The sequence below is a fragment of the Sulfitobacter mediterraneus genome (genome assembly GCF_016801775.1).
Classification (GTDB): Bacteria; Pseudomonadota; Alphaproteobacteria; order Rhodobacterales; family Rhodobacteraceae; genus Sulfitobacter; species Sulfitobacter mediterraneus_A.
The window spans coordinates 1,274,620-1,286,809 of record NZ_CP069004.1 but is presented as its reverse complement, the minus strand read 5'-3'; the positions used below and the strand labels follow the sequence as shown (position 1 = coordinate 1,286,809).

Genomic DNA, 12,190 nt, shown 5'->3' with positions numbered 1-12,190 from the left:
TTCTAGCTGCCTCTCTGCGCTTTGGCCTTTTTGGCCTTTAACATTTCGAACAATTTACGTGCCATCCCCGGTTTCTCGACCTGCGGCGCACGGGCCAGCGCCAGCGCGTCAGGCTCCACGTCCGAGGTGATAACAGAGCCGCTGCCGGTCATCGCGCCATCCCCGATTGAGACCGGCGCGACCAACATGGTGTTTGACCCGATAAATGCGTTCTCGCCGATATGGGTGTGATGCTTCATGACGCCGTCATAATTGCAAGTGATCGTGCCTGCGCCGATGTTGGATTTACGCCCGATTGTGGCATCGCCAATGTAGCTGAGGTGGTTGACCTTGGCCCCTTCGGCGATTTGCGCGTTCTTCACTTCGACAAAATTGCCGATGCGCACGTCTTCGGCCAGCTCCGCGCCAGGGCGCAGGCGGGCATAAGGGCCGACAATGGCACCGCGGGACACATGGCAGCCTTCCAAATGCGAAAACGCGCGGATGGTTGTGCCGGATTCGACAGTCACGCCGGGGCCAAAGACAACATTCGGTTCAATCACCGTGTCGCGGCCAATCACCGTATCACGGGCCAGATAAACTGTTTCGGGGGCCATCAGGGTGACGCCATCTTCCATCAGGGTTTGGCGGGCGCGGGCCTGAAACGCGGCATCGGCGGCGGCCAGATCAACGCGAGAATTGACGCCCATGGTTTCTTCTTCGGCGCAGGTCACTGCAGTGGCAGACAAGCCCCGCGCACGGGCGATTTCGACGATGTCGGTGAGGTAATATTCGCCCGCCGCATTGTCATTTCCAACGGCATCAATCAGATCAAAGAGCAGGTCCGACTTGCAGGCAACAACACCGCTATTACAGAGTGTTATTGCGCGTTCTTCATCTGATGCATCTTTGTATTCGACGATCCGGTCCAGGTGATCCCCTTGCAGGATCAACCGCCCATAGCGGGCCGGATCAGCCGCTTCAAAGCCCAGCACAACCAGATCATGCCTGGTCAGTGCCTCTTGCATTTTTTCTAACGTTTCAGGCTGCACGAATGGGGTGTCACCGTATAGCACCAATGCCATTCCATCGAACCCATCCAGCGCCTTGCGGGCCTGCGCCACCGCATGGGCAGTGCCAAGCTGTTCGTCCTGGGTGACAACGGTGACATCGGGATCATATTCCAACGCTGCGGTTTCGACCTGCGCGGCCCCATGCCCGGCGACAATCACGGTACATTCCGGTGCCAGCGCCGCACCGGAGGCCATGGCGTGCACCAGCATCGGCTCTCCCGCGATTGGGTGCAGTACTTTTGGTAATTCCGAATTCATCCGCGTGCCTTTGCCTGCGGCAAGGATGATCAGTCCAGTTTTCATGTCTGTCTCTTTATTCTGATACTTGCTTTCTCTTTACGCCCTTCGCACAAAGGCGCAAGGCTGCGCGGCATCAAACAAGGTTGCGGGTTGCAACATGTACGGGCGGGGTTCCGCTTAGCAGAGGGTTTCATGAAGACAGTTGTTTTTGATCTCGACGGCACTTTGGCAGACACCAGCGGGGATCTGATCGCGGCGGCGAACGCCTGTTTTCGGCAGATGGGCGAGGGCGATCTGCTGGATGCTGCCCGCGATGCGGGGACGGCGTTGCGGGGCGGTCGGGCGATGCTGACCCTCGGGATGGAACGTTTGGGCCGTCCGCTTGATGATGCCGTGATTGATGTGTTCTATCCCAAGCTGCTTGAAGCCTATGCGCAGGACATCGACAGCCGGACCTATCTGTATCCCGGCGCGATGGATGCGGTTGAGACCTTGAAATCAAGCGGTTATCGCGTTGCGATCTGCACAAACAAGCCAGAGGCGCTGGCCGATCAATTGCTGCGGCGGTTGGGCGTGCGTGACATCTGGCAATCCATGCTGGGGGCCGACAGCCTCGCTGTGCGCAAGCCAGATCCTGAGCATTTGCACGAAACCACCCGCCGCGCAGGCGGGGATCCGGCGCAGTCCATGCTGATCGGGGATTCGATCACGGACCGAAAGACGGCGCAGGCGGCCGGGGTGCCTTGTGTGTTGGTGACATTCGGTCCTGCGGGCGGCGACATGTCGGCATTGGAGCCTGAGGCGTTACTACATGATTATGCGGAACTGCCGGGCATTGTTGAAAATTTGATCGGAAGGGCGGGGCAATGACAGAGGTTTTCAAAGGCAGTTTCACACAGCAAGAGCCAATTCCCGAGGCCGGCATCGAGGCGGCCGTGGCGGTGATGCGGCATGGGCGCTTGCACCGATATAATACTGTCGCGGGCGAGATCGCGGAAACTGCGCTGTTGGAGCAGGAGTTTGCCGCGCAGGTCGGCGCGAAGTACTGTCTCGCGGTGGCATCGGGCGGTTATGCGATGGCCACGGCGATGCGGGCGGTGGGGGTCAAACCCGGCGATAAGGTTCTGACAAACACTTTTACCTTGGCCCCGGTTCCGGGGGCAATTGCGGCGCTTGGCGCTGTGCCGGTGTTTGTCGGTGTCACAGACCAGTTGGTGATTGATCTTGAGGATCTCGCCGCCAAGGCCGATCAGGCCGATGTTTTATTGTTGAGCCATATGCGCGGGCATTTGGCAGATATGACCGCGCTTATGGCGATTTGTGATGCGGCGGGGATCACCGTGATTGAAGATTGCGCGCATACCATGGGCGCGGCCTGGGACGGGGTGCCATCGGGAACGCAGGGCAAGGTCGGATGTTATTCCTGCCAGACCTACAAACATGTCAATTCGGGCGAGGGTGGATTGCTCGTCACAGACGATGCAGAGGTGGCGGCGCGGGCGATCATATTGTCCGGCTCTTACATGCTGTATGAACGGCATGAAGCCGGTCCGCCAAGAGAAGCTTTTGAGACCATTCGCTATGAGACCCCCAATATTTCGGGGCGAATGGATAATCTGCGGGCCGCGATCCTGCGCCCGCAATTGAAGGACCTGGACCGTCAAGTGCAGAGGTGGAACGAGCGGTACTATGCGATCGAAGCGGGGCTGCGCGGCACGCCGGGCCTGACCGTGATCGAACGCCCCGGAAAAGAAAGTATTGTTGGATCTTCCATTCAATTCCTGCTGTCCGGCTGGAGCGAGGCCGCCGTGCTAGAGGTGCAGCGCAGTTGCGCGGCACGCGGTGTTGAATTGAAATGGTTCGGCGGGGCAGAGCCGGTCGGATTTACCAGCCGCTATGATTCATGGCGTTACGTGGATGCGCCGCCGATGCCCAAAAGTGATGCGGTGCTGGCCGGGATCGTGGATATGCGCGTGCCGCTGACCTTCTCTTTGGAAGATTGCGCCTTGATTGCGCGGATCATCCGCGCAGAGGTTGGCCGCGTGTATCAAGCGCCAAGCTAAAACGCCCCCTCCTAAAGGAGAGGGCGCTGGGTTGATTAGAAATGCACCGTGCCGTGTTGGCCGACATCGGGTTGTTGGTCTGTCAGGTGGGCCTTGGCCACTTCGAACAGGAATTTGATGCTGCCATCGGTCAGCCAGACCTCGGCCTGTTTCAGATCCATCCGCAGCAGCTGCACGTCACTGTCATGCTTACCCCCATCAAACCAGACATCGGCCATCACGTTCCAGATCCGGTCAAGCTGCGCAGGGTCATTCACTGCCTGGACACGCCCATCAATGCGGGCGTAAAGCTGTTCGTCCTTGGTCGATACAATATATTGGGCGTCGGCGCCGGTGGCTGCCGCCTCGGCCAGTGCGGTGCCTTTGGCGGTGATGAACCACAAGAATGGCGCGGTGCTGTCGTCCTCAACAAAATGGCTCATTGGGACGGCAGGGGCGGATCCGGCGGACAACATGCCTGTGCGCGTGTCTTCCAGACGGTCCCAGAATTCTTTTTTCAAGCTGTCGGTCATGTTCTCTCTCTTTTTGCTGAATTTGCATTGCTGAAGGACCAACGGGCAGCGCGGCAATTGGTTCCACCTTTCCAAGACGCTTGACCGGTGGATGTTTGATCTGTAAGTAATGAACAAGCGTTCAATAAACGGGAGAGAGCCATGTTCAACGCCAGTATGCAGTTTGATCTGGGGGAAGATGTCGGCGCATTGCGCGAAATGGTGCATCGTTGGGCGCAAGAGCGCGTCAAGCCGATGGCCGCAGACATTGACACCAAGAATGAGTTCCCGCCCGAGCTTTGGACCGAGATGGGGGAGCTGGGCCTCCTTGGTATGACCGTCGACGAGGAATTTGGCGGCACCGGCATGGGCTATGTGGCGCATACGGTTGCGGTAGAGGAAATCGCGCGGGCGTCGGCTTCGGTCTCGCTGTCCTATGGGGCGCATTCGAACCTGTGCCTGAACCAGATCAAGTTGAACGGCACGCAAGAGCAGAAAGAGAAATACCTGCCCAAGCTGTGTTCCGGCGAACATGTTGGCGCTTTGGCAATGTCAGAGCCATCTGCGGGCAGTGACGTGGTCAGCATGAAACTTCGCGCCGAAAAGCGAAACGATCATTACCGTCTGTCGGGCAATAAATACTGGATCACCAACGGCCCGGATGCCGATACATTGGTGGTTTACGCCAAAACGGACCCCGATGCCGGCTCCAAGGGGATCACCGCCTTTTTGATCGAAAAGTCGATGAAGGGTTTCACCACCAGCCCGCATTTTGACAAGCTGGGGATGCGCGGGTCGAACACGGCAGAGCTGATCTTTGACGATGTAGAAGTGCCGTTTGAGAACGTGCTGGGCGAGGAGGGCAAAGGCGTGCGCGTGTTGATGTCCGGTCTGGACTACGAACGCGTGGTGCTGGCCGGTATCGGCCTTGGCATTATGGCGGCCTGTCTGGACGAGATCATGCCTTACATGGCCGAGCGTAAACAATTTGGTCAGCCGATTGGCAACTTCCAACTGATGCAGGGCAAGATGGCGGATATGTACACCGCGATGAATTCGGCCCGTGCCTATGTCTATTCGGTTGCGCAGGCCTGTGACCGTGGCACCGTAACCCGTCAGGATGCTGCGGCCTGCTGTCTTTACGCTTCGGAGCAGGCCATGGTGCAGGCGCATCAGGCCGTACAGGCCATGGGCGGCGCGGGCTATTTGTCCGACAACCCGGTGGGCCGGATTTTCCGTGATGCCAAACTGATGGAAATCGGCGCAGGCACTTCGGAAATTCGCCGGATGCTGGTGGGCCGCGAGATGATGGCTTCGATGGGTTAAACAGATGCCGCGCTGGCTTTGGTGGGCGCCCTTGGCGGCGCTGACCGGTCTTGGCGCGGTACTGGTTTTCCGGTTGGGCTGGATCGTGGCCACGCTGGAGCAAAGCGACGTGATCGCGCGGTATGCCGCGCTTTATCTGCAGGAGGCCGGAACAGGGGCCAAACCAACCGATTGCGCGGCCTATCCCGCGCCGGATTGGGCCAACGTTTGGATCGTCGTGCGGTGTAAACCGATGGGAGAAACTGGAGTGTTTGAGGCTGTGTACTACGTGAACAGGTTCGGCGGCCGCATTGCGGCACCCTTGCCTGCGGCCGGTACATCGCCTTTTCCGGAACTGGAGCCCGACACATGACAACCCCTCTCAAAGCCTTGTTTATCAACACGTCTCTCAAGAAAGAGCCATCGGAAAGCCATACCAAGCTTTTGATGAACGCCAGCGCCGCCATCATGGAGGGCGAGGGCGTAGAGGTCGAACATCTGCATCTGCTCAGCCATCAGGTGCCGCCAGGTGTTTATCCCGACATGACCGAACATGGCTGGGCGCAGGACGACTGGCCAATGTTATGGGAAAAGGTGCTGGCCGCCGATATCCTGATCATAGGCACGCCGCTTTGGCTGGGCGAGGAATCTTCCGTTTGCCGTGTCCTGATCGAACGTCTCTACGCGATGAGCGGGGAGCTGAACAACAAGGGGCAATCGGTCTTCTATGGCAAGGTGGCGGCCTGTGTGATCACCGGCAACGAGGATGGCATCAAACACACCGCGATGACCCTGGGCTTTGCGATGAACCACTTGGGCTACACGATCCCGCCGCAGGCCGATTGTGGCTGGATCGGCGAGGCGGGGCCGGGGCCATCTTATGGCGACGATCTGGAGGATGGCAGCCGCGCCGGGTTGGACAATGAATTCACCCAGCGCAACACGACGATCATGACATGGAACGCCATGCATCTGGCGCGAATGCTCAATGCGGCAGGCGGTTATCCCAATCAGGGCAACGATCGCAAGGCTTGGGATGCGGGTGCACGATTTGGCTATGAGAATCCGGAGTATCGCAGCTGATGAACCTGCCGGGCCTGCATATTGACCACAGCTGGGACATTCCCGCGCGGCTGAACATGGCCGCGCAATGCCTGTCGCAGCCGGACGGGGCCACGGCGATCATTGATTTGACCGGTCCGCAGCGTCGCGATGTCAGCTTTGGCCAATTGCATTCCATGGCCGATGGTCTGGCCCGTGCCCTGTTGAAAAAGGTGCGGGCAGGCGACCGTGTGGGCGTCTTGCTCAGTCAAAGCCCTTGGTGCGCGGCGGCGCATCTGGCGATCTGGAAAATTGGCGCGATTTCAGTGCCTTTGTTCAAACTCTTCAAGCATGATGCGCTGGCCAGCCGGGTCGGGGATGCGGGCTGTGCCATCGTTCTGACGGACGATGAAGGGGCGGCACTGCTGGGCGATTTGGCAGAGGCGTGGATCGCGAACTACGTCGGCATACAGGGTGATCCGGTCGGGTTTGCCGACACCGCATCTGACGATCCCGCCGTGCTGATTTATACCTCCGGCACCACCGGCAGCCCCAAGGGCGCGCTGCATGGGCACCGGGTTCTGACCGGCCATTTGCCCGGGGTCTCGATCAGTCACAATCATCTGGGGCAGGTGGGTGATTGCCTCTGGACACCCGCGGACTGGGCGTGGATTGGCGGGCTGTTTGATGTGCTGATGCCCGGGCTGGCGCTTGGCATTCCTGTGGTGGCGGCGCGAATGAGCAAATTCACGGTGGAGGGCTGCGCCGGGGTGATCGCGCAGTGCGGGGCGCGCAATGTATTCTTTCCGCCCACTGCTTTAAGAATGCTCAAAGCGGCAGATATGGCGATCCCCGGTTTGCGGTCCGTGGCCAGCGGCGGCGAGCCATTGGGCGGCGAGATGCTGGCTTGGGGGCGCAAAGCCTTCGGGTTGGAGATCAACGAGTTCTACGGCCAGACCGAATGCAACATGGTCGCTTCCTCCTGCGCCGCTGATTTTGCTGCACAACCGGGGTGTATCGGGAAGCCGGTGCCGGGCCATGACGTTGCCGTGATTGACAGCGCAGGCCAACCCACATCGGGCGAAGGTGACGTGGCCATTCGGCGCGGATCGGCGTCGATGATGCTGCGCTATTGGAACCGGCCAGAGGCGACGGCCGAGAAATTTCGCGATGATTGGCTGATTACCGGAGATCGCGGCATCTGGGAGGGTGATTACCTGCGCTTTGTCGGGCGCGAGGATGATGTGATCACCTCGGCCGGATACCGCATTGGCCCGGCCGAGATTGAAGATTGCCTGCTGACCCATCCCGGCGTTGCGACCGTGGGGGTTGTGGGCAAGCCTGATCCGCTGCGCACGGAGGTGGTCAAAGCCTATGTGGTGCGCAAGGACGGTTCCGGTGTAGAGGCCGAAGAGTTGCAGAAATGGGTCAAAGATCGGTTGGCAAGCTATTCTTACCCAAGGGAAATTTCTTTTGTCGACGCCCTGCCGATGACGGTAACTGGCAAGGTGATCCGCAAGGAGCTGAAGGCCCGTGCTGCGGCGGAGGGGGCCGTATGAACTGGTCCATTCTCCTCCCGGCGGCAGAACAGATTTATTCGAAAAAGCCGGCACCTCGGTGCCAGAATATTCCGCGAAATGAAGGAGATGAAACGTGAAACTCACTTCGCAGGCGCTGCCTTCGTCCGAAGGCTACAAAAACAACGAAGCGGCCCATCTGGAGGCGCTGGAGCAGGTGCGCGAGGCGGCACAGGCCGCCGCATTGGGTGGCGGCGAGAAGTCCCGCGCCCGCCACGAAAGCCGGGGCAAGATGTTGCCGCGCGAACGTGTGGCCAACTTGCTGGACCCCGGCAGCCCGTTTCTGGAGATCGGCGCGACGGCGGCGCATGGGCTTTATGATGGGGCGGCGCCCTGTGCGGGTGTGATCGCAGGCATTGGCCGGGTGCAGGGGCAAGAGGTCATGGTGGTGTGTAACGATGCCACCGTGAAGGGCGGCACCTATTATCCGATGACGGTGAAAAAACACCTGCGGGCCCAAGAGATCGCCGAGACAAACCATCTGCCTTGTGTCTACTTGGTGGACAGCGGCGGCGCGAACCTGCCCAATCAGGATGAAGTGTTCCCCGACCGCGACCATTTCGGCGCGATCTTCTACAATCAGGCCCGGATGAGCGCAAAGGGCATTCCGCAGATTGCGGTGGTGATGGGCTCTTGCACCGCGGGCGGGGCCTATGTACCGGCGATGTCGGATGTGACAATCATCGTCAAAGAGCAGGGCACGATCTTTCTCGCCGGTCCGCCCTTGGTCAAGGCGGCCACGGGCGAGGTGGTCTCTGCCGAGGATCTGGGCGGCGGTGATGTGCATACGCGCCTGTCCGGTGTGGCTGATTACCTGGCCGAAGATGACGCCCATGCCTTGTCTCTGGCCCGCCGTGCAGTGGGGCAGCTGAACCGCAGCAAGCCAAAGACCGTGGAATGGGCCAGCCCCGAAGAGCCGGCCTATGATCCATCCGAACTGCTGGGTGTGGTGCCAGCGGACCTGCGCACGCCCTATGATATCCGCGAGGTGATCGCGCGTCTGGTCGACGGTAGCCGCTTTGATGAATTCAAGGCCCGCTTTGGCGAAACCCTCGTGACCGGTTTTGCCCATGTCAAAGGCTGCCCGATCGGGATCGTGGCCAACAATGGTGTGCTGTTTTCCGAGGCAGCGCAGAAGGGTGCGCATTTCATTGAACTGTGCTCGCAACGCAATATCCCCTTGGTTTTCCTGCAAAACATCACCGGCTTTATGGTCGGACGTAAATATGAAAATGAAGGCATTGCGCGGCACGGCGCCAAGATGGTGACCGCGGTGGCCAGCACTAATGTACCCAAGATCACCATGCTGGTGGGCGGCTCCTTCGGGGCGGGCAACTATGGCATGTCCGGCCGGGCCTATCGCCCGCGGTTCCTGTGGACTTGGCCCAACAGCCGGATTTCTGTGATGGGCGGCCCGCAGGCGGCGGGGGTTCTGGCGACAGTCAAACGCGATGCCATTGAACGGGCCGGCGGCACCTGGTCCGCCGAAGAAGAGGCGGCCTTTAAGCAACCGACGATAGATATGTTCGAAGAACAGAGCCATCCGCTTTATGCCTCCGCGCGGCTTTGGGACGACGGGATCATTGATCCGCGCAAGAGCCGCGATGTGCTGTCACTGTCTTTGTCAGCCAGTTTGAACGCACCGATCGAGCCGACACGCTTTGGCGTGTTCCGGATGTGATGGCGATGGATCACGAAGGCGCAGGGGTCTTTTTTTGGGCAGAGCTGGGGGCCAGCCCCCAGACCCCCGGTGTATTGAAGGCCAAAAAGGAAGACAAAGTTGAAAGTGAAGGAACGGCGAATGTTTGACACGATCCTTATTGCGAACCGGGGCGAGATTGCCTGCCGGGTGATGGAAACGGCGCAGGCTATGGGTGTGCGTTGCGTGGCGGTGTATTCTGATGCGGACCGCGCGGCAAAACATGTGCAGATGGCAGATCTGGCTGTGCATATTGGCGGCTCCGCCCCGGCGGAAAGTTATCTGAAGGGTGATGTGATCATTCAGGCGGCGCTGGAGACCGGCGCACAGGCGATCCATCCCGGCTATGGCTTTCTGTCCGAGAACCCCGATTTTGTGGAGGCCGTCGAGAAGGCCGGTTTGACCTTTATCGGGCCATCGGCATCGGCCATTCGGGCGATGGGCCTGAAGGATGCGGCCAAGGCGTTGATGGTGGAGGCCGGCGTGCCGGTGGTGCCGGGCTATCATGGGGCGGATCAGGACGATGCGCTGCTGGCAGCCGAGGCCGAGAAAATCGGCTATCCGGTTCTGATCAAGGCGGTCGCAGGCGGCGGCGGCAAGGGCATGCGATTGGTCGAAAAGGCGGGCGCGTTCCAGGCGGCGCTGGACTCGGCTCGCTCTGAGGCCAAGACCGCCTTTGGCAATTCGGATGTTCTGGTTGAGAAATTTGTGACCAAGCCGCGCCATATCGAGGTGCAAGTCTTTGGTGATGGCACCAAGGCGGTGCATTTGTTCGAGCGCGATTGTTCCTTGCAGCGCCGCCATCAGAAGGTGATCGAAGAGGCACCCGCGCCGGATATGCCGCAGGATGTGCGCGATGCCATGGGCCAGGCGGCGGTTCGGGCCGCCGAGGCGATTGGCTATGCCGGGGCCGGCACCGTAGAGTTTATCGTGGACGGCTCGGGCGGATTGCGCGCAGATGGTTTCTTTTTCATGGAGATGAACACCCGCTTGCAGGTGGAACACCCCGTGACCGAGTTGATCACCGGTGTTGATCTGGTGGAATGGCAGCTGCGCGTGGCGGCGGGCGAGAGCCTGCCGAAGCAGCAGGGCGAATTGTCGATCAGCGGTCACGCCTTCGAGGCGCGGCTTTATGCCGAGGATGTGCCAAAGGGATTTTTGCCCGCGACCGGCACGTTGACGCATTTGCAGTTCACCCCGCAGACCCGTGCCGACAGCGGTGTGCGGGCGGGCGATACCATCAGCCCGTTTTATGATCCGATGATTGCCAAGGTGATTGTGCATGGGCCGAACCGTGATGTGGCCCTGTCGCGCCTGCGTGCGGCACTGAGCGGTTGTCAGGTGGGCGGCACCGTGACCAATCTGGCCTTCCTCGGCGCGCTTGCCGCGCATGAAGGGTTTGGCAAGGGCGAGGTCGATACAGGCCTCATTGCCCGCGACATTGATGCGCTGACAGCCGCACCGGAGATTGCACCGCGCCATGCGGCGCTGGCCGGAATGGCGGCGCTGGGCCTCTTGGAGACCCAGGCCGAGACGGGATTCACCCTGTGGCGGGCGCTGCGGCGTCAGATCATGCTCGGCTGGGGCGGCGAGGAACATCTGCTGAAAGTGCGGGTGATCTCACCGGATGAACAGCATTGGACCTTGGGCGAGGACGAAGTGCAGGCCCTGCGCCGGGGGGGGCGCTGGACCATTGGCGGCCAACCTGCGGCGGATGTGGCCATCTCGGGCGCGACAGTCACTGTGTTTGAGGGTTACGGAATGGCCTTTGACGTGATTGACCCGCTGTTGCGGGCGGCAGGGGCGCAGGGTGACGGCAACCTTATCGAGGCGCCAATGCCCGGTTTGGTCCGCGCCGTTGATGCCAAAGTTGGTCAGGCCGTGGCCAAGGGCGACCGCTTGGCGGTGCTTGAGGCGATGAAGATGGAGCATTCTTTGTTGGCGGCCCGTGATGGGGTTGTGGCCGAGGTTCTGGCGACAGCAGGTGATCAGGTTGAAGCTGGGGCAGCACTTGTTAGGTTGGAGGCCGAAGAGGAGGCCGCTGCATGATCACATTGCACCACTGTCCGCAGACCCGCTCGATGCGCACCCTTTGGTTGCTCAACGAGATGGATGTGGCGTTCCAGCTCAAGCTGCATGCGTTTGACAAATCCCTGCGCGATCCGGAGTACCTGAGCTTGTCACCGGCAGGCCGGGTGCCTGCGCTTGAGATCGACGGGGAACGGATGTTTGAAACCGGGGCGATCACACAATACCTGTGTGAACGCTACAGCCCTGACCGGTTGGGCCGTCCAGCGGATGATCCGGACCGCATGGCCTGGCTGGTCTGGGTACATTTCGCTGAAACCATCAGCCAGCACACGGCGGCCCTCACCCAGCAACATGTGGCGCTGCGCGAGGACCATATGCGCAGCCCTATCGTGATGAAGCTGGAGGCGGCGCGGATTGGCAAATGTTATGATGCACTCGAGGCGCGGCTGAGCACACCGGTGGAGAACCGCGACTATCTTTTGACCAGCGGGTTTTCGGCTGCGGATATTTCTGTTGGTCAGGCTGTTTATATGTCACGCTACTTTGTGAAGCTGGATCAGCACCCTGCGGTGGCCGAATGGTATGCGCGGATCACGGCGCGGGACAGCTTTGCCAAATCCTTGCCCACAGAGGGTGGGATCTATGAACAGGAATTTTATCCCCCTTGGCCAATAGAAAAGGTCTGAGGCGG

Annotated in this window: 11 protein-coding genes; 9 read left to right on the top strand and 2 right to left on the bottom strand. The window is 60.2% G+C overall.

Annotated elements, in window-relative coordinates; genetic code table 11:
* Positions 1-2: 2 nt before the first annotated feature.
* Positions 3-1,355 (bottom strand): bifunctional UDP-N-acetylglucosamine diphosphorylase/glucosamine-1-phosphate N-acetyltransferase GlmU, encoded by a 1,353-nt coding sequence (glmU, locus tag JNX03_RS06305; RefSeq protein WP_203211552.1) that lies wholly within the window; start codon positions 1,353-1,355, stop codon positions 3-5.
* 129 nt (positions 1,356-1,484) lie between these two features.
* Here glmU and JNX03_RS06300 point away from each other — a divergent pair, with 129 nt between their 5' ends.
* Together JNX03_RS06300 and JNX03_RS06295 are read left to right on the top strand one after the other, a co-directional pair.
* Positions 1,485-2,162, top strand: coding sequence for an HAD-IIIA family hydrolase (locus JNX03_RS06300; RefSeq protein WP_203211551.1), 678 nt, complete (start codon positions 1,485-1,487; stop codon positions 2,160-2,162).
* The gene (locus tag JNX03_RS06295; protein WP_203211550.1) at positions 2,159-3,355 is read left to right on the top strand and encodes a DegT/DnrJ/EryC1/StrS family aminotransferase; all 1,197 of its coding nucleotides are present in this window, start codon (positions 2,159-2,161) and stop codon (positions 3,353-3,355) included. Before JNX03_RS06300 ends, JNX03_RS06295 begins: the two co-directional genes overlap by 4 nt.
* Positions 3,356-3,390: 35 nt before the next feature.
* On the opposite strand, the gene JNX03_RS06290 is transcribed toward JNX03_RS06295, so the two are convergent.
* Positions 3,391-3,867, bottom strand: coding sequence for a pyridoxamine 5'-phosphate oxidase family protein (locus JNX03_RS06290; protein ID WP_203211549.1), 477 nt, complete (start codon positions 3,865-3,867; stop codon positions 3,391-3,393).
* A gap of 141 nt (positions 3,868-4,008) precedes the next feature.
* Here JNX03_RS06290 and JNX03_RS06285 point away from each other — a divergent pair, with 141 nt between their 5' ends.
* The 7 genes from JNX03_RS06285 (at position 4,009) to JNX03_RS06255 (ending at position 12,185) form a co-directional block, all read left to right on the top strand.
* Positions 4,009-5,172, top strand: coding sequence for an isovaleryl-CoA dehydrogenase (locus JNX03_RS06285; protein ID WP_203211548.1), 1,164 nt, complete (start codon positions 4,009-4,011; stop codon positions 5,170-5,172).
* Between the two features lie 4 nt (positions 5,173-5,176).
* Positions 5,177-5,524, top strand: coding sequence for a hypothetical protein (locus tag JNX03_RS06280; RefSeq protein ID WP_203211547.1), 348 nt, complete (start codon positions 5,177-5,179; stop codon positions 5,522-5,524).
* Positions 5,521-6,234 carry a flavodoxin family protein gene (locus JNX03_RS06275; protein WP_203211546.1) on the top strand — a complete coding sequence of 238 codons (714 nt, stop codon included), beginning with the start codon at positions 5,521-5,523 and terminating at the stop codon, positions 6,232-6,234. Before JNX03_RS06280 ends, JNX03_RS06275 begins: the two co-directional genes overlap by 4 nt.
* Positions 6,234-7,751 (top strand): AMP-binding protein, encoded by a 1,518-nt coding sequence (locus tag JNX03_RS06270; protein ID WP_203211545.1) that lies wholly within the window; start codon positions 6,234-6,236, stop codon positions 7,749-7,751. The genes JNX03_RS06275 and JNX03_RS06270 overlap by 1 nt, the downstream gene beginning before the upstream one ends.
* Positions 7,752-7,845: 94 nt before the next feature.
* Positions 7,846-9,450: a carboxyl transferase domain-containing protein gene (locus JNX03_RS06265; RefSeq protein WP_203211544.1), complete on the top strand. Its 1,605-nt coding sequence runs from the start codon at positions 7,846-7,848 to the stop codon at positions 9,448-9,450.
* Positions 9,451-9,570: 120 nt separating this feature from the next.
* Positions 9,571-11,517, top strand: a complete 1,947-nt coding sequence (locus JNX03_RS06260) for an acetyl/propionyl/methylcrotonyl-CoA carboxylase subunit alpha (protein ID WP_203211543.1) — start codon at positions 9,571-9,573, stop codon at positions 11,515-11,517.
* Positions 11,514-12,185 (top strand): glutathione S-transferase family protein, encoded by a 672-nt coding sequence (locus JNX03_RS06255; RefSeq protein WP_203211542.1) that lies wholly within the window; start codon positions 11,514-11,516, stop codon positions 12,183-12,185. Before JNX03_RS06260 ends, JNX03_RS06255 begins: the two co-directional genes overlap by 4 nt.
* The last annotated feature ends 5 nt before the right edge of the window (positions 12,186-12,190 follow it).

Bases quoted from the DNA above. Each gene is read 5' to 3' on its own strand.
- JNX03_RS06270 (WP_203211545.1), top strand. From the start codon at position 6,234: ATGAACCTGCCGGGCCTGCATATTGACCACAGCTGGGACATTCCCGCG.
- JNX03_RS06285 (WP_203211548.1), top strand. From the start codon at position 4,009: ATGTTCAACGCCAGTATGCAGTTTGATCTGGGGGAAGATGTCGGCGCA.
- JNX03_RS06290 (WP_203211549.1), bottom strand. From the start codon at position 3,867: ATGACCGACAGCTTGAAAAAAGAATTCTGGGACCGTCTGGAAGACACG.
- JNX03_RS06300 (WP_203211551.1), top strand. From the start codon at position 1,485: ATGAAGACAGTTGTTTTTGATCTCGACGGCACTTTGGCAGACACCAGC.
- JNX03_RS06280 (WP_203211547.1), top strand. From the start codon at position 5,177: ATGCCGCGCTGGCTTTGGTGGGCGCCCTTGGCGGCGCTGACCGGTCTT.
- JNX03_RS06295 (WP_203211550.1), top strand. From the start codon at position 2,159: ATGACAGAGGTTTTCAAAGGCAGTTTCACACAGCAAGAGCCAATTCCC.
- JNX03_RS06260 (WP_203211543.1), top strand. From the start codon at position 9,571: ATGTTTGACACGATCCTTATTGCGAACCGGGGCGAGATTGCCTGCCGG.
- JNX03_RS06255 (WP_203211542.1), top strand. From the start codon at position 11,514: ATGATCACATTGCACCACTGTCCGCAGACCCGCTCGATGCGCACCCTT.
- JNX03_RS06275 (WP_203211546.1), top strand. From the start codon at position 5,521: ATGACAACCCCTCTCAAAGCCTTGTTTATCAACACGTCTCTCAAGAAA.
- glmU (WP_203211552.1), bottom strand. From the start codon at position 1,355: ATGAAAACTGGACTGATCATCCTTGCCGCAGGCAAAGGCACGCGGATG.